Origin of the sequence: Streptomyces celluloflavus, from assembly GCA_000720995.1 — a bacterium.
Classification (GTDB): Bacteria; Actinomycetota; Actinomycetes; order Streptomycetales; family Streptomycetaceae; genus Streptomyces; species Streptomyces celluloflavus.
In genome coordinates this window covers 324,572-350,658 of sequence record JOEL01000002.1, presented here as the reverse complement: position 1 = coordinate 350,658, position 26,087 = coordinate 324,572, and the positions used below count along the sequence as shown (strand labels likewise).

General features: G+C 73.4%; 24 protein-coding genes and 1 pseudogene. 9 read left to right on the top strand and 16 right to left on the bottom strand.

The genetic code is table 11. From position 1 onward, the window contains the following. Nucleotides 1-285: 285 nt before the first annotated feature. The 3 genes from IH09_RS03165 to IH09_RS03155 form a co-directional block, all read right to left on the bottom strand. Nucleotides 286-1,380 (bottom strand): winged helix DNA-binding domain-containing protein, encoded by a 1,095-nt coding sequence (locus IH09_RS03165; protein ID WP_052853697.1) that lies wholly within the window; start codon nucleotides 1,378-1,380, stop codon nucleotides 286-288. A 4-nt stretch (nucleotides 1,381-1,384) separates the two neighbouring features. Beyond that, on the bottom strand, nucleotides 1,385-2,416 hold the full coding sequence (locus IH09_RS03160; protein WP_052853696.1) for an aldo/keto reductase: 1,032 nt from the start codon (nucleotides 2,414-2,416) through the stop codon (nucleotides 1,385-1,387). Between the two features lie 99 nt (nucleotides 2,417-2,515). Further along, a complete protein-coding gene (locus IH09_RS03155) occupies nucleotides 2,516-2,938 on the bottom strand; it encodes a VOC family protein (RefSeq protein ID WP_052853695.1) in 423 nt (140 codons plus the stop codon). 136 nt (nucleotides 2,939-3,074) lie between these two features. Here IH09_RS03155 and IH09_RS03150 point away from each other — a divergent pair, with 136 nt between their 5' ends. Beyond that, a complete protein-coding gene (locus IH09_RS03150) occupies nucleotides 3,075-4,070 on the top strand; it encodes a helix-turn-helix transcriptional regulator (RefSeq protein ID WP_052853694.1) in 996 nt (331 codons plus the stop codon). Between the two features lie 168 nt (nucleotides 4,071-4,238). Here the strand turns inward: IH09_RS03150 and IH09_RS39600 are convergent. The 4 genes and pseudogenes from IH09_RS39600 to IH09_RS39595 all read right to left on the bottom strand — a co-directional run. Beyond that, nucleotides 4,239-4,446: pseudogene (locus IH09_RS39600) on the bottom strand (TetR/AcrR family transcriptional regulator); the annotation flags it as partial. 4 nt (nucleotides 4,447-4,450) lie between these two features. Further along, nucleotides 4,451-5,635, bottom strand: a complete 1,185-nt coding sequence (locus tag IH09_RS03145) for an acyl-CoA dehydrogenase family protein (RefSeq protein ID WP_052853693.1) — start codon at nucleotides 5,633-5,635, stop codon at nucleotides 4,451-4,453. 167 nt (nucleotides 5,636-5,802) lie between these two features. Next, nucleotides 5,803-7,539, bottom strand: coding sequence for an alpha/beta hydrolase (locus IH09_RS03140; RefSeq protein WP_052853692.1), 1,737 nt, complete (start codon nucleotides 7,537-7,539; stop codon nucleotides 5,803-5,805). 190 nt (nucleotides 7,540-7,729) lie between these two features. Continuing rightward, nucleotides 7,730-8,305 (bottom strand): SH3 domain-containing protein, encoded by a 576-nt coding sequence (locus IH09_RS39595; protein ID WP_240150934.1) that lies wholly within the window; start codon nucleotides 8,303-8,305, stop codon nucleotides 7,730-7,732. A gap of 445 nt (nucleotides 8,306-8,750) precedes the next feature. Between IH09_RS39595 and IH09_RS03130 the strand changes: the two genes are divergently transcribed. Then, on the top strand, nucleotides 8,751-10,004 hold the full coding sequence (locus IH09_RS03130) for an NAD(P)/FAD-dependent oxidoreductase (protein ID WP_052853691.1): 1,254 nt from the start codon (nucleotides 8,751-8,753) through the stop codon (nucleotides 10,002-10,004). Nucleotides 10,005-10,104: 100 nt separating this feature from the next. Here IH09_RS03130 and IH09_RS03125 read toward each other — a convergent pair whose 3' ends face one another. The 3 genes from IH09_RS03125 to IH09_RS03115 all read right to left on the bottom strand — a co-directional run bounded on the left by IH09_RS03125 (nucleotide 10,105) and on the right by IH09_RS03115 (nucleotide 12,954). After that, complete coding sequence (locus tag IH09_RS03125; RefSeq protein WP_052853690.1) at nucleotides 10,105-11,280, bottom strand: NAD-dependent formate dehydrogenase; 1,176 nt, start codon at nucleotides 11,278-11,280, stop codon at nucleotides 10,105-10,107. A gap of 123 nt (nucleotides 11,281-11,403) precedes the next feature. After that, complete coding sequence (locus IH09_RS03120) at nucleotides 11,404-12,345, bottom strand: LysR family transcriptional regulator (RefSeq protein ID WP_052853689.1); 942 nt, start codon at nucleotides 12,343-12,345, stop codon at nucleotides 11,404-11,406. Nucleotides 12,346-12,489: 144 nt separating this feature from the next. Continuing rightward, nucleotides 12,490-12,954 (bottom strand): hypothetical protein, encoded by a 465-nt coding sequence (locus IH09_RS03115; protein WP_052853688.1) that lies wholly within the window; start codon nucleotides 12,952-12,954, stop codon nucleotides 12,490-12,492. A gap of 186 nt (nucleotides 12,955-13,140) precedes the next feature. On the opposite strand from IH09_RS03115, the gene IH09_RS03110 reads away from it, so the two are divergent. The 4 genes from IH09_RS03110 (at nucleotide 13,141) to IH09_RS03095 (ending at nucleotide 16,183) form a co-directional block, all read left to right on the top strand. Next, nucleotides 13,141-13,923: a VOC family protein gene (locus tag IH09_RS03110; protein WP_052853687.1), complete on the top strand. Its 783-nt coding sequence runs from the start codon at nucleotides 13,141-13,143 to the stop codon at nucleotides 13,921-13,923. Nucleotides 13,924-14,069: 146 nt separating this feature from the next. Then, a complete protein-coding gene (dhaK, locus tag IH09_RS03105; protein WP_052853686.1) occupies nucleotides 14,070-15,062 on the top strand; it encodes a dihydroxyacetone kinase subunit DhaK in 993 nt (330 codons plus the stop codon). A 78-nt stretch (nucleotides 15,063-15,140) separates the two neighbouring features. Beyond that, entirely contained in the window at nucleotides 15,141-15,746 is a 606-nt protein-coding gene (dhaL, locus tag IH09_RS03100) for a dihydroxyacetone kinase subunit DhaL (RefSeq protein WP_244934246.1), read from the top strand. After that, nucleotides 15,743-16,183, top strand: coding sequence for a PTS-dependent dihydroxyacetone kinase phosphotransferase subunit DhaM (locus IH09_RS03095; RefSeq protein ID WP_052853685.1), 441 nt, complete (start codon nucleotides 15,743-15,745; stop codon nucleotides 16,181-16,183). Before dhaL ends, IH09_RS03095 begins: the two co-directional genes overlap by 4 nt. A gap of 99 nt (nucleotides 16,184-16,282) precedes the next feature. Here IH09_RS03095 and IH09_RS03090 read toward each other — a convergent pair whose 3' ends face one another. Further along, entirely contained in the window at nucleotides 16,283-17,107 is an 825-nt protein-coding gene (locus tag IH09_RS03090) for an SAM-dependent methyltransferase (protein WP_052853684.1), read from the bottom strand. 779 nt (nucleotides 17,108-17,886) lie between these two features. Between IH09_RS03090 and IH09_RS03085 the strand changes: the two genes are divergently transcribed. Both IH09_RS03085 and IH09_RS03080 read left to right on the top strand, forming a co-directional pair. After that, the gene (locus tag IH09_RS03085; protein WP_094794763.1) at nucleotides 17,887-18,486 is read left to right on the top strand and encodes an RNA polymerase sigma factor; all 600 of its coding nucleotides are present in this window, start codon (nucleotides 17,887-17,889) and stop codon (nucleotides 18,484-18,486) included. A 2-nt stretch (nucleotides 18,487-18,488) separates the two neighbouring features. Next, nucleotides 18,489-19,274 (top strand): hypothetical protein, encoded by a 786-nt coding sequence (locus IH09_RS03080; RefSeq protein WP_052853683.1) that lies wholly within the window; start codon nucleotides 18,489-18,491, stop codon nucleotides 19,272-19,274. 28 nt (nucleotides 19,275-19,302) lie between these two features. On the opposite strand, the gene amaB is transcribed toward IH09_RS03080, so the two are convergent. The 5 genes from amaB to IH09_RS03055 form a co-directional block, all read right to left on the bottom strand. Next, nucleotides 19,303-20,928, bottom strand: a complete 1,626-nt coding sequence (amaB, locus tag IH09_RS03075) for an L-piperidine-6-carboxylate dehydrogenase (protein WP_052853682.1) — start codon at nucleotides 20,926-20,928, stop codon at nucleotides 19,303-19,305. A 184-nt stretch (nucleotides 20,929-21,112) separates the two neighbouring features. After that, the gene (gene hglS / locus IH09_RS03070) at nucleotides 21,113-22,555 is read right to left on the bottom strand and encodes a 2-oxoadipate dioxygenase/decarboxylase (protein WP_052853681.1); all 1,443 of its coding nucleotides are present in this window, start codon (nucleotides 22,553-22,555) and stop codon (nucleotides 21,113-21,115) included. 85 nt (nucleotides 22,556-22,640) lie between these two features. Next, nucleotides 22,641-23,816, bottom strand: a complete 1,176-nt coding sequence (locus IH09_RS03065) for an NAD(P)/FAD-dependent oxidoreductase (RefSeq protein WP_052853680.1) — start codon at nucleotides 23,814-23,816, stop codon at nucleotides 22,641-22,643. A 463-nt stretch (nucleotides 23,817-24,279) separates the two neighbouring features. Then, the gene (locus IH09_RS03060) at nucleotides 24,280-24,687 is read right to left on the bottom strand and encodes an STAS domain-containing protein (protein ID WP_052853679.1); all 408 of its coding nucleotides are present in this window, start codon (nucleotides 24,685-24,687) and stop codon (nucleotides 24,280-24,282) included. A gap of 10 nt (nucleotides 24,688-24,697) precedes the next feature. After that, complete coding sequence (locus tag IH09_RS03055; protein WP_052853678.1) at nucleotides 24,698-25,228, bottom strand: NUDIX domain-containing protein; 531 nt, start codon at nucleotides 25,226-25,228, stop codon at nucleotides 24,698-24,700. Nucleotides 25,229-25,810: 582 nt separating this feature from the next. On the opposite strand from IH09_RS03055, the gene IH09_RS03050 reads away from it, so the two are divergent. Further along, nucleotides 25,811-26,014: a cold-shock protein gene (locus IH09_RS03050; RefSeq protein WP_037915390.1), complete on the top strand. Its 204-nt coding sequence runs from the start codon at nucleotides 25,811-25,813 to the stop codon at nucleotides 26,012-26,014. The last annotated feature ends 73 nt before the right edge of the window (nucleotides 26,015-26,087 follow it).

Sequence of the window (26,087 nt, the reverse complement as noted above, 5' to 3'; positions counted from 1 at the left end):
GGTCAGGGGCGAACCCCGGCCGGCGCGTGGAGCGTTCCCTGCGCCCCGGCGGGGCGTCGCGGTCGGGCGCCTGGGCCGGGCCCGCCGCCCGTTGGCGGTTCAGGGTGACGGGCGCTTGGCGCGGGCGGTGAGGCGTTCCCGGTTGCGGTGGCCGATGTCGGCCTTCTGCTCGTCGGTGAAGGGCGAGTTCTCCAGGAAGGAGCGGGCTTCACCTCTCGCAACTGGTCAACGACAAGGATCACGCAGCGTCCAGCCGCGGCACCCCTGCAGGCAGGGTGCTGCGGTTCAGGTGGATTCGGCGATATGGATCGTGTCGATGCCCTGGTCCATGAAGGTGGCCAGGTTCTGGCCCTCCGCCTCCAGTTCTCGCTCTTCGGTCCGAGTGAGGTTGCGCAGGAGGCTGATCGTGAGGCGGCGGTCGCCGGTGGTCCAGGTGGCGGCGACGCGGCCGTCGATGAGAACGGCGCGCTGTCCGGCGACGGAGAGGCCGAGGTGTGGGTCGTCGATGATGCGGCTGCGGTCCTGGTAGCCGAGGATCGCGTTGTCGAAGGCGGGCAGGAAGCGGATGGGCGCGGGGGTGTCGGCGTGTGGGCGGGGTGCGTCGGTCAGGTCGAGGAGTAGCCGGCCGCGTTCGTCGCGGTAGGTGATGAGGTCGCCGCGGAGGGCATTGACCGCGGCGGGCAGTCCGGCCAGGCCGCTCCAGGCGCGGATGTCCGCGGTGGTGGCGGGGCCGTAGGCGGCCAGATAGCGCAGGACGAGTCGCTGTCCGATCGGATCGTCCGGGTCCGCGGGCAGCTGGGGGACGGGCTGGTGCAGCCAAGTGGACAGGGGGAGGTTGTGGACGCCTGCGGTCCTCTTCCACAGTCCTCTGGGGGGTAGTTGGGCCATGGGGATGAGCGCGGCGACGAGAAGTTCGCCCAGTACCCGGCTGGGCGGCGTGGGCCAGCGGTCACGGAGTGCGCCTACGAGTTCGCCCATTGCGCGTGGCTGGTGGTCGGCCATCACGGCCCGGCCCGCTGTGCTCAGTTCGTCCAGGTCGATTCCGTCGAGTTCGCTGCGGTAGGTGGACAGGACGCGTTGCCGCAGCATGGCGTCGTGGCGGGCGCGCCAGGCGAGCGCGTCGGTGGCGGTGACGAGGTGGACGGTGCGGCGCATGAGGTGGGTTCGCACAACCTGGCGGCCACTGACCAGGTTGTCCAGGTCGGCCGGGGTGAATGCCCTGACGCGCGACCACAGGCCGGTGAACGGTTCCTGCGGGGCCTGGGCCTGCAGTCCGGCCAGGTGGGACACGGCATCGAGGGCGGTGCAGTCCTCGCGCTCAAGGAGGTACTGGCGGGCGAGAGTGGCCCGGTTGAGGTCGCGCTGGGTCAAGACACGCATGGTCTCAGGCCGCCGCACGCTCGAAGCTGGGGCGGCGCCGCCGGCCGATGTCGGTAAGGGAGGGGGGCTGGTAGGCCACGTCGAGCGGGCCGATGTCGATGCCCGGCGGGACGATGTCGTCGATCCGGTCCAGGACGCCGTCGTCGAGCACGGTTGCGGCGCCTGCCAGCAGGTCATCGAGCTGGTCGAGGGTGCGGGGGCCGATGATGGCCGAGGTGACGTCCGGGTGGGTGGTGGCGAAGGCCATGGCCAGGTGAGTGAGCTGCAGGCCGGCCTGTTCGGCGAGGGGCATCAACTGCTCGACGGCGTCGAGCTTGCGGGGATCGGTCATGTGCCTGGGGACCCAGTGCATGCGGGCGTTGCTGCTCGGGGCCTCGTTCTTGCGGTAGCGGCCGGTGAGCAGGCCCATGGCCAGCGGGCTCCATACGAGCACGCCCATGCCGAAGCGACGGGCGACGGGGAGGATCTCGCGCTCGATCGCCCGGTTGAGGATGGAGTAGGTGGGCTGCTCGGTGCGCAGCCGGTGCAGGCCCCGGCGTTCACTGACCCAGTGAGCCTGCACGATTTCGCTCGCGGGGAGGTTGGTGGAGCCGATTGCGCGTACCTTGCCGGACCGGACCAGATCGGTGAGGGCGGACAGTGTCTCTTCGATGTCGGTGTGCGGGTCGGGGTGGTGGATCTGGTAGAGGTCGATGTAGTCGGTGTTCAGGCGGCGTAGTGAGCCTTCGACCGCTTTCATGATCCAGCGGCGTGAGCTGCCGCTGTGAAGGGGGCCCTCGCCCATGGGGCCGTTGAACTTGGTCGCCAGAACCACGTCCTCGCGGCGGCCCTTGAGGGCGCGGCCGAGGATGTGCTCGGTCTCGCTGTGTCCGTAGACGTCTGCCGTGTCAATGAAGTTGATGCCGCCGTCCAGGGCCCGGTGCACGATGCGGGTACATGCGTCGTGATCCGGGTTGCCGTTCGGGCCGAACATCATGGTGCCCAGGCAGTAGGTGCTGACTTCGATGCCGGTCCGGCCGAGCTGACGCATGCGCATCACAGGGTCCGCTTCCATGTGGGCCGACTGCCGTCGGCGTGCTGATGGCGAAGATGAACGGGGCGGGCAACCATTGCGGGGTGCCCGCCCCGGGGTGGGTCAGCCGTTGTAGGGGGCGGTGACGTCCAGGACCCAGGTCACGCCGAAGCGGTCGGTCAGCATGCCGTACAGCGGGGCCCATGCCGCGGGCTCCAGCGGGCGCAGCACGTTCGAGCCGTCGGCCAGTCGCTGCCACAGGGTGCTGATCTCGTCGGCGTCCTCGCTGCGCACGGACACGAAGAACGGGTTGGTGCCCTGCTCGTACGGCATCGCCGAGGGCACGTCGTAGGCCATGACGTGGAAGCCGTTGCCGGCGATGACCTGGCCCCACATCACCCAGTCCGCCTCGCTCTCGTTCTGAACGTTGCCGGCGTCCTTGTAGGTCACCGCGACGGTGTGCCCGCCGAAGACGGACTGGTAGAAGTCCAGCGCCTCACGGGCCGAGCCGCGGAAGTTCAGATGCGTGGTGGTGGTGACGGACATGGTCTGCTCCTACCTTGAAATGCACCGGATGAGGCACATGCGAATGACGGGCGAAATGCCCTTCTCAGGAATCTGTGAGGGAGCATGGCACCCGTACAGGACAGGTTGTGTCCTGTACTTGCCGCATGATGGAGGCATGCAGAAAACGTCCTCGCGGCTCCTGGCCCTGCTCTCCCTGCTCCAGGCGCGACCGGAGTGGAGCGGAGACGACCTGGCCGAGCGACTGCAGGTCACCGTGCGCACCGTGCGCCGTGACATCGGCCGCCTTCGCGCGCTGGGCTACCCGGTCGCCACGGACAAGGGCCCGGGCGGCGGATATCGTCTACGTCCCGGATCGCAGATGCCACCGCTGCTTTTCGACGACGAGCAGGTCATCGCTCTGGCCGTCGCGCTGCAGAGCACCGCCCACCCTGCGATCGCGGAGGACGCCGACCGGGCGCTCGCGACGATCCGGAACGTCCTCCCGCCGCGCCTGCGGCAGCGCATGGACGCGCTCCATGTCGCCACCGTGCGCCCACCTGATCCCGGCGCCCCACCGGCCCAGGCCCTGGATCTGCTGACCACCGTGAGCACCGCGATCCAGCGCCGTGAAGTACTGCGCCTGGACTACACCCCATACCAGGAGGCCGCACCACAGCGACGCTGCGTGGAGCCCCATCACCTCGTGGCCTGGCGCACCCACTGGTACCTGCTGGCCTGGGACATCGACCGCGACGACTGGCGCGCCTTCCGCACCGACCGCATGACCCCACGCACGCCGACCGGTCCGCGCTTCACCGTACGTCAGCTGCCTGGCGGGGACGTCTCCACGTTCGTCACCAGCCGGTTCCGGGGCTCCGACGGAACTGAAGCCGCCTGGCCCTGCCAAGGCGAGGCCATCCTGGATCTACCCGCCTCAGAAGTCGTACCCCACACCGCCGACGGCATCGTGGAACCGCTCGGGCCCACACGATGCCGCGTGATCACGGGATCCTGGTCCTGGGCCGCCCTTGCTGCCGGCCTTGGCCGATTTGACGCGAACCTGCACGTCATCGGCCCACCAGCCCTCCACGAAGCCTGCGCCACACTCGCCCGCCGCTACGCCGCCGCCACGACCACCAAGCCTGGCCGGCTGGACGCACCCAACAGGTGACGGGCCGGACAGGGTGCCGCCGGACCCTGCGATCCTGGGCTGTGTCGACGCGATCCGCCGGGCGGCCGTGGTGAAGATCTCGGTCGTCTTCCCGACGTAGCACAGCCGGCCCTCGCCGCCGTGGCGCCCTGCCTCCCTCAATCCGAGCCAGCCCCTGCCTGACCAGCAGCACAGGGCGTGCGCCATCGCCGGAGCGTCCCGCGGCCCCGGGCCGGCCCCGACCCCCGCGCGCTCCAGGACGGCGGTGATGGCCGTGACGAACAGTTTGGCCGTGCGGCTCCACAGCTCACCGATTCCGGGGAACGGTCAGCGACAGGTCGATCGCCGTGCGCATCACCAGGCCGTGCTCGTTCCAGAGTTCCACCGTGCGCCGCAACCCGTCACCGCCGTACCCGGGGCATCCCCAGCCCGATCCACGAGATGATCTCGCGCTGGATCTCGTTGTTGCCGCCGCCGAAGGTGAAGATGACGGCCGAGCGGTAGCCGCGTTCCAGTTCGCCGTGGAGCACCTCGCCCGCCGATCCCTCCTTGAGGGGGCCGGCGGTTCCGACGACCTCCATCAGCCAGGCGTACGCGTCGCGCCGGGCCTCCGAGCCGTAGACCTTGACGGCGGAGGCGTCCTGCGGGGTGAGTCCGCCGTGCTGGAGGGCGTCGACCATCCGCCAGTTGAGCAGTTTCATCGCGTCCAGCCTGGTGTGCGTACGGGCCAGCCGGCCGCGTACCCAGCCGAGGTCGATGACCCGGCGGCCGTCGGCGAGTTTCGTGGCGGCGGCCCAGCGCTGGACATCGTGCAGCGCCCGGATGGCCATGGTGCCGTGGGCGGCGAGGGTGACCCGTTCGTGGTTGAGCTGGTTGGTGATGATCCGCCAGCCCTGGTTCTCCCGGCCGATGCGGTGGGTGGCCGGGACGGTGATGTTCTCGTAGTAGCTGGCGGTGGTGTCGTGGGAGGCGAGGGTGTTGATGAGGGTGCAGGAGTAGCCGGGATCGGTGGTGGGCACCAGCAGCAGGGTGATGCCCTTGTGGGGCGGGGCGTCGGGGTCGGTGCGGACCGCGAGCCAGACCCAGTCCGCGGTGTCGCCGTTGGTGGTCCAGATCTTCTGGCCGTTGACGACGTAGTGGCCGGTGTCCTCGTCGCCCTCGCGTACGGCGCGGGTCTTGAGGGCGGCCAGGTCGGTGCCGGCGTCCGGTTCGCTGTAGCCGATGGCGAAGTCGATCTCGCCGGAGAGGATCCTGGGCAGGAAGTACGCCTTCTGCCCGGCCGTGCCGAACTTCATGATCGTCGGACCGACGGTGTTCAGCGCCATCAGCGGCAGCGGCACGCCCGCCTGCGCCGCCTCGTCGAAGAAGATGAACTGCTCCATGGTGCTCAGCCCGCGCCCGCCGAACTCCTCGGGCCAGCCGACACCGAGCCAGCCGTCGGTGCCCAGCCGTCGGATGGTCGCGCGGTAGAACCGCTTCCGGTCCGCGGGGTCCGGGGGCGCGGTACCGCCCGGCACCAGTCCGGCGAAGTACCTGCGCAGCTCGGCGCGCAACCGCTGCTGCTCGGGGGTGTATTCGAGGTGCACGGCCCCTCCAGTTCGTCCGCGGCTGTCGGGCGTTTCTGACGGTCCGTCGGACAGCGGACCGAGGGGCAGCACAGTAGAACTTGTTCCAGTAATACGGAAGGGTGCGCGACCGTGACGGCGGCGGTGGCTGCGGTCGCGGCCCGGCGTACGGCGGCGACCGGCGCCGGTCAGCTACAGGTGGTGCCCTTGGGGGGCAGCACACCGTGGAGGAGGAAGGCGTCGACGTTCCGGTGCACACAGGCGCTGGGGGTGACGTACGCGCCGTGCCCCGAGCCGCGGAGGGTGAGCACGGTGCTGCCGTTGCCGAGCGCCCGCGCCATATGCGCCGCGCCGTCGTACGGGGTGGCCGGGTCGTCGGTGGTGGCGACCAGCAGCATGGGCGGCGCCTGGGCCGCGCGGACCTGCCGGGAGGTGTCGTCACCGGCGACCGGCCAGCCGGCGCAGGAGAGCAGCCCGGTGGCATTGGCCTCGCCGAAGAGGGGCGACGCCTTGAGGAAGGCGGGCAGTGCCCGGGTGAAGGCGTCGGCGTCGTAGCGGGCGGAGGTGTCCCGGCAGGCGATGGCCCGCATGGATACGCCGGCCTGGACGGCGTCGGGGTCCGGGTCGGAGCGGGCCGGACCGGAACGGTTCCGGTCGGCCGGACCGGACCGGCCCGACCGGTCGGACCCGGCGGGCCGGCCGGGGTCGTCGGCGCCGCCGGGGTCGTCGTACCGGCCGGGACCGTCGGCCGGCGCGGACCGGTGGGGCGCGACCGCCGCCGGCAGACCGCTCGCCCCGCCGCCGCCGGCCAGCCGCGCGATGCCCGTGGTGTCACCCTGTTCGAGCTGGGCCAGCGCCTGCCGGATCGCGGGCCAGCTCGCCTCGGAGTACAGGCCGTTGCGGATCGCCTGGACGAATTCGCCCGCCCCGCCCTGCGCCTTGGCGTCCTGGTAGAGGGCGGTGAGCTCGTCGGCCGCCGACTGTCCGGTGCCGCCCAGCGGACAGTCGGCGCCGCGTGCGGCGCAGTCCGCGAGGAAGTCGTCCAGCACGGCCTGCTCGGACGCGGTCTGGGCGAGCGCCTCCTGCTCGGGGTCGTGCGTCGGGTCGACCACGCTGTCCAGGACGAACCGGCCGACCCTGGTGGGGAATTGGTGCGCGTAGTTGGCGCCTAGGGTGGTTCCGTACGAGAACCCCATGTAGTTGAGCTTCTGCTCACCGAGCGCGGCGCGCACCACGTCCATGTCGCGCGCCGCGTCGGGGGTGCCGACCCAGGGCAGCAGCTTGCCGGAGTACGTACCGCAGGTGGCGTTCTTCGCGCGCTGGTCCGCGGCCACCTGGGTGGGCGGTTCGGCGATGTTCACCGTCATCGCGACGCCCGGACCGCAGACGACCGGTGAACTGCCGCCCGTACCACGGGGATCGACGCCGACGAGGTCGTAGCTCGCGGCCGGTCCGGGGAAGAACCCGGCCATGTCCGGCAGCACGGCGACCACCGGTTCGCCGGGGCCGCCGAAGTTCAGCAGGAGGGAGCCGAGCCGTCTGCCGGGGCCCGTCGTCCTCATCCGGTTCACCGCGAGCCGGATCTCGCCGCTCCCGGGGTGGCCGTAGTCGAGCGGGACGGTCACCGTGCCGCACTCGAACCGCCGCCGGTACGTGTCGGTCCCCTGGACGTTCAGCGTGCCGGCGCAGGGGCTCCAGTGGATCCGCTGGCGGTAGTACGGTCCGAGGCCGGTGCCCGGGGTGCGGGCCCGGACCGGTTTCGAGGCCGTCCGTCCTGGCGGGGAGACCGCGGACGGCACGGCCTCCTCGGCGGCCGGTGTCAGCACGGCCGGCACCAGCACGGCCGCCGTCGCGCTCGCGCACACGGCCATGGCCACCGCCGCGCGGCGGAAGCCATGGCTTTTCGATGCCTGCCGGACATCCATTTCGCCAACGTAGCCGCCGGTATCCGCACCCGCATGCCCGGCCGTCCGCCGTCCGCGCCGTACGGGGGCCGGCCGCCTCGGGCGGGCCCGCGCATGCGGCAGGCCCGGTCTCCGTACCCACGGGTACCGGAACCGGGCCTGCCGATTACTCCACCGGGTGTGCGCATCGGCCGCCCGGCCGCCCGCCCGGTCAGTCGGTGACCGGGGTCGCGGGGTGCTTCGTCACGGTCTTGGGCTCCACGGCCTGCTTCGACCCGGTCTTCGGCTCCACGGCGTGCTTCGCCGTGGTCTTGGGCTCCACTGCGTGCTTGGCCGCGGTCTTCGGTTCGGCAGCGTGCTTGGCAGCGGTCTTCGGCTCGGCGGCGTGCTTCACCGTGGCCTTCGGCTCGGCGCGGCCGTGCGACGCGTCCTTGCAGAAGGGCACCGCGCTGGTGTTGTTCACGTACTTCGCCGAGACCCAGGTGTCCCGCTCCCGGAGCATGTACCAGATGTTGTTGCCCCCGACGCTCTCGGCGCGGACCTTGCACCGCAGACCGAACGCGTGGCGGTGGCTGAGGGAACCCTTCACGGCGGAGTCCGTGCTGGGGTACTGACGCTCCGCCACACCGGCCTTGGTCATGACGGTGCCATAGGGACGCTCGGGGGTGACGGCCTGGGCCGGCGCCGCGCCGAGCAGCGTCGCGCCAAGGGCGACAGCAGCGGTCAGCGCGCCCGCGCCGGCTGCGAACTTCCGGCTTCGGGCCACGAGGATGTCGGTCGTCGACATAAGGGGTCTCCTGTTCTTGAACGCGATGCCGCCCATTGGCGCGAGGGGGACATTACGCGCAAAAAGCCCGTGCGATGTGCTGAAACGACGACCGGGGAGCCGATCGTGTGACAAGGCCCGCGGGGCCGCACGACGGGGGCGCGCCGCCCGGCCGCCGCTCCGTGGCGCCCCCCGGCGCGGCGGACGGCGAACGCCGCGCCGGGACCGAAGACGCGCGGCGGTCCGGCGCGTCGCACGCCCGGGGCCGCCCGCGCGCGCGGCCGGGCCACACCATCGGCGGTACCGGCGCCGCCGCCCGGCGGGTACTTGCTTGGTGGCCGGGACACGCGCGCAGTGCGCCGCCACCGTGGGCGGGCCGGACGCGGGACGCGCGCGACACCGGGTCCGCCGCGCCGCGGTGCGACCTGTTCGAGGCGCCGCGACGGCGCCGGAGGAGGAGCCGAAGATGGCCGGGAACACAGCATTCGTGATCGCCGGAGCGGGGCTGGCCGGTGCGAAGGCCGCGGAGACCCTGCGTACGGAGGGTTTCGACGGGCCGGTCGTGCTGGTCGGTGACGAGCACGACCGGCCGTACGAGCGGCCGCCGCTGTCCAAGGGCTATCTGCTGGGCACGTCCCCGCGGGAGGACGCCTACGTCCATCCCCCGGAGTGGTACGCCGAGCACGACATCGATCTGCGCCTGGGCACCGCGGTCACCGCCGTCGACCCGGCCGCCCGTGCGGTGTCCCTCGGCGACGGCAGTCGCCTGGGCTACGCCAAGCTGCTGCTGGCCACCGGCGCCACCCCGCGCCGGCTGCCGGTGCCCGGCGCGGAGCTGGACGGGGTGTACTACCTACGGCGGCTCGCGGACAGCGACCGCCTCAAGGAGACGTTCCGGTCCGCGTCCCGGGTGGTGGTGATCGGCGGCGGCTGGATCGGCCTGGAGACCACCGCCGCCGCCCGCGCCGCCGGCGTCGAGGTGACCGTGCTGGAGGCGGCGGAGCTGCCCCTGCTGCGGGTGCTGGGCCGCGAGGTCGCCCAACTCTTCGCCGATCTGCACACCGCCCACGGGGTCGACCTCCGGTGCGGCGCCCGGCTTACCGAGATCACCGGCACCGGCGGTCGCGCGGACGGGGTGCTGCTGGCCGACGGCACCCGTATCGCGGCGGACGCCGTCATCGTCGGCGTCGGTGTCTCCCCCAACAGCCAACTGGCCGCCGCGGCCGGTCTCGACGTCGGTGACGGCGTCCGCGTCGACGCCCAACTGCGCTCCTCCGCCCCGGACATCCACGCCGCCGGCGATGTCGCCTGCGCCTTCCATCCCCGGCTGGGCATCCATGTCCGCGTCGAGCACTGGGCCAACGCCCTCCATCAGCCGCAGACCGCGGCCAGGGCGATGCTCGGCCGGGACGTGGCCTACGACCGGCTGCCGTACTTCTTCACCGACCAGTACGACCTGGGCATGGAGTACACCGGCTACGTCATCCCGGGCGCCTACGACCGGGTCGTCTTCCGCGGTGACCCCGGCTCCGGCGCGTACCTCGCCTTCTGGCTCGCCGACGGCCGGGTGCTGGCCGGTATGAACGTCAATGTCTGGGACGTCACCGACCAGGTCCGCGCCCTCGTGGCCGGCCGGCACCCGGTCGACGCGGCCACGCTCGCGGACCCCGCGGTCCCGTTGGCCGAACTGGCCGCCCGGCCCCCGGACGCGACGGCGTGAGGGGCACCGACGGCGGCGGGGCACAGGGGGCGGGACCCGCGGCGCGTACCGCGGGTCCCGCCCCCTGCGCCCCGGCGTGTGCACCGACGGACGGTGTCCGCTACCGCTTGGCGGCCGTCGCACCGGCCGAGTAGGAGTGCGCGCCGGTGCCGGCGAGGGCGCCGCCCCGGACGATGAGGTACTCATCGCGGATGGGGGTGCCGTCCAGCCAGGATTCGAGGATCTCCCGGGTGCCCGCGGCGTAGCGGGCCTGGGCGGAGAGGGTCGCCCCGGAGATGTGCGGGGTCATACCGTGATGCGGCATGGTGCGCCACGGGTGGTCGGCGGGGGCCGGCTGCGGGTACCAGACGTCGCCCGCGTAACCCGCCAACTGTCCGCTCTCCAGGGCGCGTTGCACGGCCCCCTCGTCGCATATCCGGGCCCGCGCGGTGTTGATCAGATACGTGCCGCGCTTCATCCCGGCGATCAGCTCGTCGTCGAAGAGCCCCTCGGTCTCCGGGTGCAGGGGCACGTTGACGGTGACGACATCGCAGTGCGGGAGCATGTCCTCGACCGTGGGGTGGAAGACCAGCCCGAGTTCGGCCTCGACGTCGGCGGGGAGCCGGTGGCGGTCGGTGTAGTGCAGTGTGACACCGAAGGGGGCGAGCCGGCGCGCCACGGCGAGGCCGATGCGCCCGGCGGCGACCGAGCCGACGTGCATGCCCTCCAGGTCGTACGCACGGGCCACGCAGTCGGCGACGTCCCAGCCGCCCTCCAGGACCGTGCGGTGGGCGGGGAGGTAGTTGCGCACCTGCGACAGGATCATCATCACCACGTGTTCGGCGACGCTGATGCTGTTGGAGTAGGTGACCTCGGCGACGGTGATGCCGTGCGCGATGGCGGCGTCGAGGTCGACGTGGTCGGAGCCGATGCCCGCGGTGACCGCCAGCTTGAGCCGCTTCGCCACGGCGATGCGCTCGGGGGTGAGGTAGGCGGGCCAGAACGGCTGGGAGATGACGATGTCCGCGTCCGGGAGTTCGCGGTCGAAGACCGAGTCCGCGCCGTCCTTGTCGGAGGTGACGACGAGCGTGTGGCCGCGGCTCTCCAGGAAGGACCGCAGGCCCAGTTCGCCGGAGACGCTGCCGAGCAGCTCGCCGGGGGTGAAGTCGATGCCCTGCGGGGTGGGCGTGGTCTGGCCGCCGGGGTAACTGTCGATACGGGGCAGGTCGTCGCGGGCGTAGGACGTCGGGAATCCGTCCTTGGGGTCGTCGAACAGCACGCACAGCACCTTGGCCATGGCAGTGGCTCCTCATCCTGGAATGTGGTGGTACGGAAGGTGACTTCCGCCGATCACCACGGTGCTCGCCGCCGCTCGTCACCGTCAAAGCGAACCTCGCTATGACGAGATAGCCCGGATCTATCACCGCGTGCCCGCGCGGCCGCCCAGGTGCCGGCGCAGCACGTCGTCGAGGGTGTCGCGCACCCCCGCCTGGCGGGCGGTCTCCCACAGTTCACGGGCCAGTACGGATTCCGGGTCGCGGTCGCCGAGCACCAGGCCGACCCGGGGGCCGTGCGCGGGCCCCTCCAGCGGCAGTACCCGCATCCCCTCCGGCACGCCGAACATGTGCAGCCAGGCATGGGAGATCACGCTGGACCAGTTGCCGTCGGCCAGATGCGCGTAGAGCCCGGCCACGGTGTCCGACTCGACCGCCGGTGTCGCGGCCACGCCGTCGGCGGCGAAACAGCCGTCCATGATGCGGCGGTTGCGCATCCGCGGGGACAGCAGGCAGAGCGGCAGCGCCGCGGCCTGGGACCACCGTGCGCTCCGCTGCCCGGCGAGCGGGCCCTCGTCCGGGGTGAGCAGCACATACCGCTCCTCGTACAGCGGGATCGTGCGGATATGACGCAGGGTGTCCTCGTCCAGGTACGTCATCGCCGCGTCGAGTTCGAACTCCGCGAGACCGTCGGTGATCTCCCGCGACGACAGCGACTCCAGGCTCACCCGTGCCATCGGGTGTTTCGCGCAGAACGGCGTCGTCAGCAGCGAGGCGGCGGTGAGCGCGGTGGGGATCGCGCCCAGGCGCAGGGTCCCGGTCAGCCCGCCGCGCAGGGCGGACAGTTCCTGGCGCAGCGCGTCGCGCTCGGCGAGGATCCGGTGCGCCCACGCCAGTACGCGCTCGCCCTCGGGGGTCAGCCCCTCGTACCGCCGTCCGCGCCGCACGATGGGGACGTCCAGTTCGTGCTCCAGCTTGCGGATCGCGGCGGACAGTGAGGGCTGCGAGACGAAGCAGGCGTCGGCGGCACGGGTGAAGTGCCGCTCACGGGCGAGGGCGACCAGGTACTCGAGTTGGCGTAGGAGCATGATTCACCCTGTCCGGCCGGACCGATCAGCGTCCAGACATCGGATGATCTCCGCAGCGGTTTGCGCCACACCCGGGGAGTGCCCCTTACCACCGTGGCCTTCGCGAGGCGGCGGACCGGGCGCGCGGCCGTCTTCGGCGGGTGCTCAGCCGCGCCGGCGGCACCGGCACCGGCGGTGGGCCGCGCCGGCGTTCCCCCGCCGCCGGCCGGCGCTCAGGAAGCCCAGGCCGATGCCCAGCATCCAGGCGTCCTTGGCCAGCGGGATGCCGTCCTGGGTCGGGCGCAGGCTGCCGGACTCCCGCATCCCGGGCAGCCGCAGGTACAGGCCGACCAGTCCGCCGGCGAACCCGGTCAGGGCGAGCCCGGCCAGCCGGGTCGGTACGAAGGGGTTGAGCAGCGCCCCGCCTATCGCGATCTCGCTCCAGGCCAGCAACCGGGTGAACCGCTCGGCCTCGATGTTCCGCAGGAACGGGTAGGCCGTACAGGCCATGCCGTGCACGCCGTGCGCGGTCGCCTCGTCCGCCGAGAGCTTGCTCAGCCCGGAGTTCAGGATGAACGCGCCGGTGGCGAGGCGCGGGGCCACATCGCGCGGTTCGGGCAGCTGCGTCATGGCGAACCTCCGTGGGTCGGATCCTCGGTGTCCCCCGGACGAGCGTAGCCAGCGGGCATCCGGGCCGCCACGCCACGGCATCCGGTGCGCGACGGCCGGGGCGGGCCCCCGGCGGCCCCTGGGTGCGTCGGTGACCGGTCGCTGGCAGAGTGGAGAAGGGCATCGGAGGTGAGGATGCGCGATCCCATGACGACCGTGGACGCCGCCGTTCCCGTACGCGGCGCACCGTGCTGGGTCAGTCTGATGGCCCGCGATCTCCGGGCCGCGCAGGACTTCTACGGCGCGGTCCTCGGCTGGACGTTCCGGCCCGCCCGGCTGGGGGACGAGTTCTCCGTCGCGCTGGCCGGCGGCCAGCCGGTCGCCGGTATCGGGGCGCTGGCGCCGAGCCTCCAGATCGCCGTGTCCTGGACGCCGTACTTCACCGTGGAGAGCGCGGACGACACCGCCTCCCGCGTCCGGGAGCGCGGTGCGACGGTCGCGGTCGGCCCGCTCCGGCTCGGGCCCGGACGCGCGGCCCTCGCCGCCGACCCGGACGGCGCGACGTTCGGCTTCTGGGAGGGGCAGACCCTGGCCTGGACGGTCGGACGGGGCAGCGCCCCGGCCATTCTGGAGCTGCGGACCCGGGACGCGTTCGCCGCCGCCATCTTCTACGCCCAGGTCTTCGACTGGGCTTCCGGGCAGCCGGGCGTCTGCGATGTGACCTACGAACACGACCAGGTCATCGTGCGCGACGGCCGGGACAACGTGGTGGCCGCGCTGCGCAGCGGCGGCGTCGAGGCCGCGCCGGACCCGCATATCCGCCCCCGGTGGCACGTCCATTTCCCGGTACGCGACATCGAGGCGGTGACCGCGGCCGCCGTGGCGGCCGGCGGGTCCGTGGCGCCGGTCGCGCCGGTGACGGGTGGCACGGGGTGCCAGGCCGTCATCCGCGACCCGGACGGCGGACTCTTCACCGTCTCCACCCCCTGAGCGGCCGGTACCGGACCGTCCCGCCCGCCGCCGCCCGCGGCGCCGGGACACCCCGCTCCCCCGTCTCCGTGTCGCTGTCCGTGCCGCCGTCCGTGCCGCGGAGCGGCGTTGCCTGAATACTGATCGGCATACGACAGGAGGTTCGGATGAATATGCTCATCAACACCGCCGGGACCGTCGTGGCGGACGCGCTGCGCGGTATGGCGGCGGCCCATCCCGAGCTGGTGGTGGATGCGGAGAACCGGGTCATCGTGCGGCGGGACGCGCCGGTCGCGGGCAAGGTGGGGCTGGTCTCCGGCGGCGGCAGCGGGCACGAGCCGCTGCACGGCGGATTCGTCGGCCCCGGCATGCTGGACGCCGCCTGTCCCGGCGAGGTCTTCACCTCCCCCGTGCCCGATCAGATGGTGCGGGCCGCGGCGGCGGTGGACAGTGGCAGCGGTGTGCTGTTCGTGGTGAAGAACTACACCGGCGACGTGCTGAACTTCGCGATGGCGGCGGACCTGGCCGAGGAGGAGGGCCTGCGGGTCGCCAGCGTGCTCGTCGACGACGATGTGGCGGTGACCGACTCGCTGTTCACGGCGGGGCGGCGCGGCACGGGGGCGACGCTCTTCGTCGAGAAGATCGCCGGGGCCGCGGCCGAGGAGGGGGCGCCGCTGGAGCGGGTCGAGGCGGTGGCCCGGCAGGTCGTCACCGGCACCCGCAGCTTCGGTGTCGCGCTCGCCCCCGTCACCACTCCGGCGAAGGGCACCCCGACCTTCGAACTGCCTGCGGGTGAGCTGGAGTTGGGTATCGGTATCCACGGCGAGCCGGGGCGTGAGCGCCGCCCGATGATGACCTCGCACGAGATCGCGGACGTCGCGGTGGACGCGATCCTGGCGGACCTGCGGCCGGACGCGCCGGTGCTCGCACTGGTCAACGGCATGGGTGCGACACCGCTGCTGGAGCTGTACGGCTTCAACGCCGAGGTGCAGCGGGCGCTGGCCGGGCGCGGGGTGGCGGTGGTCCGTACGCTCGTCGGCAACTACGTGACATCGCTGGACATGGCGGGCTGCTCGGTGACGCTCTGCCAGATCGACGAGGAGCTGCTGCGGCTGTGGGACGCGCCGGTGCAGACACCGGGGCTGCGCTGGGGCCGCTGAGCCCCCGGCGCGGCAGCCACCGCCCGCAGCTCCACCCGCCCCGTCCCGCACGCGCAGTGCACGAACCAAGGAGTGAACGTGTCCGAAACGGCCCTGGATGCCGCGTTCTTCATCCGCTGGATGACGGCGGCCGCCGCCTCCATAGACCGGGAGGCCGACCGGCTCACCGAGCTGGACTCGCCGATCGGCGACGCCGACCACGGCAGCAATATGCAGCGCGGTTTCGCCGCCGTCCGAAAACTGCTGGAGACGGCGGCGCCGCAGACGCCCGGCGCCGTACTGACCGCCGCCGGACGGCAGTTGATCTCGACCGTGGGCGGCGCGTCCGGGCCGCTCTACGGGACCTTGCTGCGGCGCGCCGGGAAGGTGCTCGGCGACGCGGAGCGCGTGACGCCCGCGGAGCTGAACGCGGCGCTCGCCGCGGGCGTGGACGCGGTGGCCCAGCTCGGCGGCGCGGCACCGGGTGACAAGACGATGCTCGACGCGCTGGTGCCCGCGGTCGGGGCGGGGGCCGCCTTCGACGCGGCGGCGGCCGCCGCCGCGGAGGGCGCGCTGGCGACGGTACCGCTGCAGGCGCGGAAGGGGCGGGCGAGCTATCTGGGGGAACGGAGCATCGGGCACCAGGATCCAGGGGCGACGTCCTCGGCCCTGCTGTTCGCCGCGCTCCCGGAGGCGGCGAAATGAGCGGCGGGACGGTCGCCGGTGCGGCGGGTGACCGGGCGTCGCTGGTCGGGGTCGTGCTGGTGTCGCACAGCGGGCCGGTCGCCGAGTCCGTCGCGGCGATGGCCACCGGGCTGGCCGGGGGCGGTATCCAGGCGCCGGTCGCCGCCGCGGGCGGTACGCCGGACGGCGGGCTCGGGACGAGCGCCGAGCTGATCGCCGCGGCGGCACGGCGGGTGGACCGGGGCGCGGGGGTGGCGATCCTCGTCGACCTCGGCAGCGCCGTGCTGACCGTCAAGGCCCTGATGGCCGAGGGCGATGAACTCCCCGAGGGCGCCCGGCTGGTGGACGCGCCGTTCGTGGAGGGCGCGGTGGCCGCCGTGGTCACCGCCTCGGCCGGTGCGGCGCTGTCCGAGGTCACGGCGGCGGCCGAGGAGGCGTACGGCTACCGCAAGGCGTAGGCCCGCAGGGGCCGCGGTCCGCCCGCGAGGCGGTGGCGCCGCGGACCCGTCGGCGGGGAACGGCGGGGCGGGGCGGGCGCGGGGTGCCCGCCTCCCCCGTCAGGGTTTGCGGGCCACGGCCGCGTAGCAGGCGGCCTCGGCGTCGGTGACGTGGGTGGCGTCGGCGGGGTCGGCGGGGCGCCACTGGTGGGAGAGGGTGATGCCCGGCTCCAGCAGGTCCCAGCCGTCGAAGAAGCGGGCGAACTCCGCCCGGGAGCGGAACTGGAGGGAGGTCCCGGCGTCGGCGTAGATCTTGATGATCTCGCCCATGGCCTCGGGGGCGAAGTCCGGTGTCGCGTGCGAGACGGCCAGGGTGCTGCCGCTGGGCAGCGCGTCCTTGAGGGTCTCGACGATGGTGTGCGCGCGGTCGTGTCCGTCGTCGGTGACGAAGTGCATCAGGGCGTTCAGGCTGAGGGCGACCGGCCGGGTCAGGTCGAGGGTGCGCAGGAGCTGCGGCGCCGTGCAGATGCCCCCCGGGTCGGTGACATCGGCCTGGACGTAGGCGGTGCGGCCCTCGGGGGTGCTCCGCAGCAGGGCCGCGGCGTGCGCGAGGACGATCGGATCGTTGTCGGTGTAGACGATGCGGGCGTCGGGGGCGATGGCCTGGGCGATGTCGTGGAGGTTCGGCGGGGTGGGGATGCCGGTGCCGATGTCGAGGAACTGCCGCATCCCCGACGCCGCGAGGAAACGCGTCGCGCGATGCATGAACTCTCGGTTGACGCGCGCGGCGACCAGAGCGGCGGGGAAGACGCCCAGAACGCTGCCGGCCGCCAGCCGGTCGGCCAGGAAATTGGTCTTGCCGCCCAGGAAGTAGTCGTAGATGCGGGCCGAATGGGCGCGGTCCAGCTGCAGGTCCACCACGGGCTTGTCGCGGTCGCTCGGCATCCTCTGTCTCCTGGTGCGGCACGCCGCCCCCGCCGCTCCCCGGCGGCCGGTGACGGTCCTTCGGCCGGGCCCACGGCGCACCCGGTACCGCCGCCCGCCCGGCTGGGGGGACCACTGCCCCGTACGCTCCGGATCATGCCGCACCGCACGCGGTGCCGGTACCCGCCAGGTGGCATGCGCCGCGACGCGTGCGCCCCATCCGGCGGCCGCCGGGTATCCGCCCGATGCCGCGGTGGTCCGGGCCCGGACCATTGGCGGGGGACGCACACGGGGCGTTCCCCGCGCATATGAGGCGCATACGGGGCGCAGACGCCTCGTCAGGTGCCGGCCGCGGGCCCGGCACGGGGGCATGACGGCGACCCATGCCCGTGTCACGCGTAGTCATATGAATACGCTGCGGAAGATTTCTTGCACCCAGGTGCCACAAATGGGCCCCCTTTCCGGTTGATTGGAGGAGAGGGCAGACAGCCCTCCCGCTGCGCGGGCCTCCGGCGCGGCAGCAGCGGCGCACGGCAACCGGAACGAGGACGGTTCGTGAGCGCAGACCGGGACCGGCTCCTACCGGCGTGCGCGGAGGCGCACATCGTCATGGCGGAGGTGACCGCGCGCCCCCGTCGCCCGCTCCCGGCCGTCGCGCCGTACCGGGCGCCCGCCGGCATATCCCGGGCGCACACCGGGCTGCGGTACGCGCCCGGCCCGCGCCGGGCGCGGAGCGGTCCGCGGCACACTGCCGGCCGCCCGTCGCACCTCCGCGGCCCGCACGGCGACGAGAGGCGGACATGACCGGGTACGGCACCTCCCGGGCGGCCGGCGCGCCGCCGTCCCGGCCCGCCCCCGCCGGAGCGTCGCAGCATCAGCTGTCGATCACCTTCGAGGCGTTTCACGGGACGCACGCCCGGAAGTGGGTGACCTACGCCTATCTGCACACGGGCGGCGAGGCGGCGGCCCGCGAGGTCACCCGGTCCGCCTTCCGGCAACTGCGCCTGCTGTGGCCGCACGCGCTGCGTCAGGCGTCGGTGGAGGCGTTCGCCTGGTCGGTGCTCAAGGAGCATGTCGTGGACTGGCTCTACGACCACCAGCAGCCCACCGCGCTCACCGAGACCGCCGCCTTCGCCGTCGTCACCCAGGCACTGCTGCGCGAATGCCAGCAGCAGTTCGCCCTGCTGGAGAGCCAGTTGGGTCTGTACGCGGCCATCTCACGGCTGCCCGAGCGGCAGTGCGACGTGATCGTGCTGCGCCATGTCATCGGGTACAGCGACGGGCAGATCGCCGCGCTGCTCGGCGTCGACGAAGTCACCGTCCGCTCCCATGCGAGCCGGGGCAAACGCAAACTGGCCGCCGCGCTCGGCATCGACCAAGGAACCACGAGGGGGAACTGACCATGTCATCCGCCCAGCACGCCGGCCGCCAGGACACCGTCGAGACGCTGCTCAGCGCCGCCGCCGGGGTCGCGTTCGACGGTTTCGCCGGATTCGGTGAACTGGAGGACGTCCCGGTACTCGACGATCCCGGCTGCTTCGGCGCCGCCTTTCCCGGGCTCGGCACGGACCGGGAGACCTGGGTGCCGGCCGGGGAGGGCACCGCCGGGCCCCCGGCGCCGGCGCCGGACCGCGCCGACCGGGGCGCGCCGAGCTCCTACGCCACCGCCCGCGACGAGGCCACCCACGAACTCGACCTGGCCTGCGCGCTGGTGGTGAACGCCGCGGCGGCCGCCGCCAGCCTGGAGGGGCTGGTCGACGACCACCGCATCGACCCCGAGGGCGCGCTGATCTTCGCCTGTCTGCTGCACATCACCGGGCGGACCGACGCGGCGCACTTCTGGTGGCACTTCGGCGCGGGCGCCGGCAGCCGGACCGCGGCCTACTGCCTCTACCTCTCCCACCGGCGCAGCGGCGAGTTCCGGGACGCCGCGTACTGGCGCGAGCAGGCCGCGCACGAGCCCGACGAGGCGCGCCCGGCCGCCGCCGCCTTCGACGAGGGGCAGCTGCTGCCGGACACCGCCCGGCACAACCTCCTCGTCCAGTGGCACAGCGGGCTCGCCCCGGCCCTGCCCGCCGCACTGGAGAGCGTGATCAACCGCCTCGTCGTGGACAGTGACGACGAGGACTTCGGCGAGATCCCCCGCCCGTCGCCCACCCTGGTCCGGGACCTGCGCGGCGGCCACTGACCGGGCCGGTGACCCAACTTCCAGGACTTCACAGGAAGTTGACGCCCTGGGCGAGCGGCAGATCCGCGGAGTAGTTCACGGTGTTGGTGGCCCGCCGCATATAGGCGCGCCAGGCGTCGGAGCCCGACTCGCGGCCGCCGCCGGTCTCCTTCTCCCCGCCGAACGCGCCGCCGATCTCCGCCCCGGAGGTGCCGATGTTGACGTTGGCGATACCGCAGTCGGACCCGTCGGCGGCGAGGAACCGCTCGGCCTCCCGCTGATCGCGGGTGAAGATGCTGGACGACAGTCCCTGCGGGACGTCGTTGTGCAGGGCGATGGCCTCGTCGAGGGTCCGGTAGGTCAGGACGTACAGGACGGGTCCGAAGGTCTCCGTGCGGACGATCCCGGTCTGGGCCGGCATCCGGACGATCGCCGGCCGTACGTACGCGGCGTCCGGTGCCTCCGTCGTGAAACAGCGGTCGCCGCCGGTCAGCAGCTTGCCGCCGTCGCGCTCCGCGGTGGCCAGGGCCGCCGTCAGCGCGGTGTGCGCGGCGGTGTCCACCAGCGGGCCGACCAGCGTCGTGGCGTCGAAGGGGTCACCGAGCGGCAGTTGGCGGTAGGCGCGCACCAGCCGCGCCACGAGGCGGTCGGCGAGCTCCTCGTGGACGATCAGCCGGCGCAGTGAGGTGCAGCGCTGGCCGGCGGTTCCGGCGGCGGAGAAGACGACGGCGCGGACGGTGAGGTCGAGGTCGGCCGAGGGTGTGACGACGGCGGCGTTGTTGCCGCCGAGTTCGAGCAGGCAGCGGCCGAACCGGGCGGCCACCCGCGGGGCGAGGTGCCGTCCCATCCGCACCGATCCGGTCGCGCTGACCAGCGCCACCCGTGGATCGTCGGCCAGCCGCTGCCCGCACTCCCGCGCGCCGAGCAGCAGCTGGTGCACCCCGGGCGGCGCACCGGTGTCCGCGGCCGCCCTGGCGAGCAGTCCGTCGCAGGCGAGGGCGGTGAGCGGGGTGCGTTCGGACGGCTTCCAGACGACGGTGTCGCCGCAGACGAGGGCGATGGTGGTGTTCCAGGACCAGACGGCCACCGGGAAGTTGAAGGCGGAGATGACGCCGACCACGCCGAGCGGGTGCCAGGTTTCGGCGAGCCGGTGGCCGGGGCGTTCACCGGCGATCGTGCGGCCGTAGAGCTGCCGGGAGAGGCCGACCGCGAAATCGCAGATGTCGATCATTTCCTGCACTTCGCCGAGCGCCTCGGACCGGATCTTGCCGGCTTCGAGGGTGACCAGGTCGGCGAGGTCCTCCTTGTGCGCGGTGAGGAGTTCGCCGAGCCGCTTGACCAGTGCCCCGCGCCGCGGGGCGGGCACGGTGCGCCACCGCTCGAACGTCCGGTGCGCCTCGGCGACGGCCGCCTCGGTCTGCTCCGCGGTGGCGGCGGGCAGCAGTCCGAGGGTGCCGCCGGTGAGCGGCGTACGGGCACGGATGACGGCGGGGCCATCGGGGTTGGCGGGGTCGTCAGCTGTGCGGGGCGCGTCGGTGCCGGTTGCCCGGTGGATCTCTTCCATGACGGCGTCCGCGGCGGGGCCTGCGCCGCAGCGGCGCAGGGCCGCCTCGGCGCGGCGGCGCAGGGAGTCGGTGCCGGGAAGGCTGCGGCCGGTGGCGGGCTCGGGGTCCATGGGGTCTCCGTGAGGTGTCGGACGGCCCGGGAGGGCCGGATGTGGCGGATGCGGCGAATACGGGGGATGCGGTCTTGCCTTCGGTGGCTCCCGAGGAATCGCCGTCCGGCTCTCCTCGGGGGTATGGGGGCGTCGGGAAGGGGGTGGGCACGCGGGCGAACGGGCTTCGGGCCGGGCGGTGGTGTCAGCCCTCGGCGGGCGGTGGTGCGGCGCCGGGCCCCGGCTGTCCGGCGCCGTCCAGGGCGCGGAGCGCGTCGTCGGCGCGCAGGGTGGTCAGCGCCTGGCGCAGCGAGCGGTCGTGCGGGTCGGCGTAGAGGGCGAACGGGTCGAGCACCGGGCGGCCGATCGCCGCGGCGAGCCGGTCCGCGTCGAAGGGGGTGCCGGTGCGGTCCGCGGCGCGGGTGCCGTCGCCGGTCAGGTTGGAGCGGAAGATGCCGGCGGCGGAGCGGGGCAGGAAGTCCTCGTAGACGATGGGGTGGGCGGTGAGCCAGCCCTGGGCGAGGAGACCGGCGAGGTCCGCGGGCGGGCGCCGTCCGTCGGCGGGCCGACCGGTCCCGGGCCGGAAGGTGAAGTACGCCAACTGTCCGGCGGCGAGCCGGTGTTCGGTGCGCGGGAAGCGGCCCTCCCACAGGGCGCGGGCCGTCTCCTGCCGTACGGTGTCCGGCCGCTCCGCCGTCTGCCGGTCCGTCTCGGCCATCAGCGCGTCGTAGTGGGCGCGGCCCGCCCGGGTCAGCGCGATCCCGCGCGCCTCGACCTCGCCGAACCTGACCCGCAGCGCACCGCCGGTGACGCTGCCGTCGGGCTCGCGGAACGCCCGCGGTTCGGCCAGCGCCCGGAACGAGGTCTGGCGCAGCAGCACGTCCGGGCCGTCCCAGCGCGGCGGTCCCTGGATCCGGTCGATCATGGTGATCCCGCGCTCCCCCATCCGCCGGTAGAGGGCGTCGATGTCCAGGACGCGCGGGGTGAGGTGGTTGATGTGGGTGGCCGCCACCCCGCCGATGTCGGCCGCGACGGCGGAGATCCGCTCCAGTTCGGCGTACCAGGCGCGGTCGACGGGTTCCGGGGAGAGTTCGAGCGCGGCGACGGCGAGGGTGAGGAAGCGTTCGGCCTGTTCTTCGGGGAGCCCGGCCCGCTCCTCGGCACGTTCGGCGAGGGTGAGGAGTTCCGGTGGGAAGAGCTGCCGGCGGGCGAGGAAGGCGTCGAGGCGGGCCTCCAGTCCGGCGTCGAAGAAACGGCGGTCGGCGGTGGTCAGCAGCGAGGTGAAGACCCGGAAGGGGTTGCGGTCCAGTTCCTCGGTGCCGGTCGGCCGGAAGGCGGTGGAGACGACCGGGACGGCGCCGGGGCCGTCCCGCAGGTCGTAGAAGCCGACCGGCCGCATGCCGAGCGCGGCGAAGATCTGGGCGGCCTGGCGCAGTTCCCCGGGGGTGCCGACGCGGATCGCGCCGTGCCGTTCGGCCGTCACCCGGTCGATTCCGCCGAGCCGGCCGGCGTCCGGGTCCCGGGCCACGGCCTCGTCGTTGATCTGCCCGGTCACCTCCAGCAGCGTGGTGTAGGCGGGGACTTCGGTGCCGTACATCTCGGACAGCCGACGGGCGAACGCGGCGCGCAGCCGCCAGGTGGGGACCATACGGGCCTCCGGGTGGTGGACGGTGGGGACGGGGGCGGCGGGCGCGCTCCAGGGCTCCGGGGTCGACCGCCGCGGTGCGGGCGGGTCAGATGATGTGCGCCTCGGGGCGGTTGACCCGGCCGTCGAAGCGGGTGGCGGCGAGCGGGCCGACGTCGAGGAACGGTTCCCGGCCGAGGCAGAGGTCGCGGACGAGTTCGCCGACGGCGGGGGCCTGGAGGAAGCCGTGGCCGGAGAAGCCGGTGGCGTACAGGAACCGGTCCGGATGCCCGGCCTCGCCTATCAGCGCATTGCGGTCGGGCGTCATCTCGTACAGCCCCGCCCAGCCGCCGGTGACCGGTACCCGGGCGAGTTCCGGTGTCCGGCGGGCCGCCGCCGTACGGAAGGGGCGCAGCCATTCCCGGGTGAACCGGCGCTCGAATCCGGGCTGCTGGGCCGGGTCGGACAGGCCCATGAGCAGACCGTCCGCGCCGTCGTTGTGGAAGTAGAGGGTGGAGCCGAAGTCGAGGGTGAAGGGGATGCGGGGCGGGGCCGGGCGCAGCGGTCCGGTGAAGGCGATCTGCCGGCGCAGCGGCGTGACGGGGAGTTCGACACCGGCCAGCGCGCCGACGGCGCCGGACCAGGCGCCCGCGCAGCAGACGACGGTGTGGGTGCGCACCGTGCCGTACGGGGTGCGGACCGCCTGGACGGTGCCGTCCGCGGTGTCGATGGCGGTGACCGGGCAGTGGGTGCGGACGGTCGCGCCCAGCCGCCGGGCGGCGCGCAGATAGCCCGCCACCGCGGCCCCGGGCAGCGCGTAGCCGTCGGCGGGCGAGTACGCGGCCGCGACGATGGTGTGCGGGTCGACATACGGGCACAGGTCCCGGGCGGCGCGCGGGGAGATGATCCGGCTGGGCACACCGAGCGCGTTCTGTATCTCGACGCCCTGGGTGAAGGTGGCCAGCTCGCTCTCGTCCGCGAGCAGGAAGAGGTAGCCGACCCGGTCCAGTCCGATGTCGGCGCCGGGGCGGCGGGCGAAACCGCGCCAGGCGTCCAGGCTGCGCAGGCCGAGCCGGATGTTGAGCGGGTCGGAGAACTGGGCGCGGACGCCGCCGATGGGTTTGCCGGACGAACCGGACGCGGGCTCGTCGCGCTCCAGCAGGAGCACCTGCCCGGCGTCCGCCTCGGCCAGGTGGAACGCGATGCTCGCCCCGATGACACCGCCGCCGATGATCACGACGTCGGCCTGTTCGGGGAGGGGGACGGAATCCGCGGTGGGAGCCATCGGGGCCGCCTTCCGGTCTGCTGGTGCCGGGGGTGGTGCCGGACGGAGCGGTGCGGGGTGCGGGTGATCGGTCCCGGTGGGTGGGGGGACCACCGGTTCCTCCGATGGTGACGGCCGGGGCGCGCCGCGTCCATGCGCCGTTCCCGGCGCGGTCCTGCGGGGGTTTCTTCCGGGGCTGGTCAGGGGCTGGACAGGGGTTCCGGGCCGCGCCGGGGTGACGGATCCGCCGCGGAGTTCCGGCCGAAAGGTGCCGGGGTTCGGCCGACGCCGCCGGAGCCGGCCCGGAGCGCCACGGCGACTCCGGTCACGACAGCCACGACAGCCACGACAGCCACGAGGCTATCCACCGGGCGCGGCGTCCCGGCAGATCGCCGCGCGGGCGCGGGACCGCGGCCCGCCGCCCCGCCGCCCGCCCCGGTCACGCTCCCCGGCCAGGGGGCCGGCCACGTCATCACCACGTCCGTCACACGGAAGGGGCCTCGGTGACCGGCGGCCAGGACGGGCGGCTGCCGTCGGGGACGGCGGCCAGTGCGTGGCCGACCGTGGGAAAGCAGGAGAAGACGCCGATGGACTGGGTGCCGGCCAGCAGCCGCAGCATCCGTCCGCCGAGCGACGCCAGCAGCAGGCGGCCCGCCAGGCGCCGGCACAGCCACTCCAGGGCGAGCAGGCAGCTCAGACCCCGTGAGTCGCAGAAGCGCAGCGCGGTCAGATCGAGTACGAGGAAGCGGTGCCCGGCCGAGACCAGCGACCGTGCCTCGGCGAGAAACGCCTGCTCGGTGCGGAGGTCCAGCTCCCCGCTGACCCGCAGGACCGCGCACTCTTCCTCCCGCACGATGGCGGTGACCGCCAGCGGCCGCGTCTCCGAGCTCATGGCGTCCAGCCTAAGCGCCGTCCGCGGGCGCATCACCGGTCCGGTCCGCGGACGTACCCGGGCCGGGCCCGCCGGCCGCCCGCAGCCGCGCGGCCAGCCGGTCCAGGAAGACCCGCTGGCCGGTCACCAGCCGGGGCCGGGCCTCGTCCGGGACGTACCACGCCACCCGGTCGATCTCGGGGAAGCTGCGCACGGCGCCGGAGCCGCGCGGCCATTCCATGCGGAAGGTGCCGGGCACGATCCGTGCCGGGTCGAGATCGCCCGCGACCGCCCAGACCGTCACGGTCTTGCCGCCCGCCTGGCGGGTGTCGCCCAGCGGCAGGTAGGGGCCGTCCGGGGCGGGCAGCCCGAGCTCCTCCTCGAACTCCCGCCGGGCGGCGGCCAGCGGTTCCTCCGGCGGGACGTACTCGCCCTTGGGCACGGACCAGGCGCCCGCGTCCCGCCGGGCCCAGAGCGGCCCGCCCATATGGGCCAGCAGCACCTCCGGGCCGGCGCCGGAGCCGCGGAACAGCAGCAGTCCGGCGCTCCGCTTTCCCGCCATGCCCTCAGTGTGCCCGCGCCGCCCGGGGGCCGCCGGACGGCGCGGGCCCCGACCCCGAGCCGGCCCTGCGGCAGCCGGCCGGCCGGGTACGGGATGACCGTCGGCCCCTCCGGCGGCCCGGCGGCCCGGAAGACCGCGGCCGGCGGCGAGACCTTCCGGGACCGTGCCGGCTCCGCGGCGACCTCCCGGGAGACCCGGGCGACCTCGGCCGGCGACATACGGCCATCGCGCCCCCGTGCCGCCGCCCCCGCCCGCGCGAGTACTCCGGCGGCGCCGGCCCCGCGGGCTTCCGCGACCGGTCCGGGTGTGACGTCCTTCACAGAGCGCCGCCCGGCGGGCCGCCACCACCGCATCCGCGGGGCCGTGGGGCCGGTCCGTGAGGCCGGAATCACTCGTCGCAGCGATATCCGTGCTACGTTCATGTCAGTTGCAGTTTTGGTACCCATGACTTTGTGTGCGCCTGACGGGCAGTGACCCGCAGGCGCATTTTTGTTTGCCGGTCATCTCCGGATGGGCTCATCAGCGACGCGGGGTTCGCACCGTGCGGATCCTGGTTTTTCCCTTTACCGAAAGAGATTTCACATGGCCACCGGCACCGTGAAGTGGTTCAACGCCGAAAAGGGCTTCGGCTTCATCGAGCAGGACGGCGGCGGCGCCGACGTCTTCGCGCACTACTCGAACATCGCCACCCAGGGCTTCCGTGAGCTCCAGGAGGGCCAGAAGGTCAGCTTCGACGTCACGCAGGGCCAGAAGGGCCCCCAGGCGGAGAACATCGTCCCCGCCTGATCTGGGACGCAGTAGGACAGGGGGCCGCACCTCGCGGTGCGGACCCCGCCCTCCCGGGCCTCCGGCACTCCGG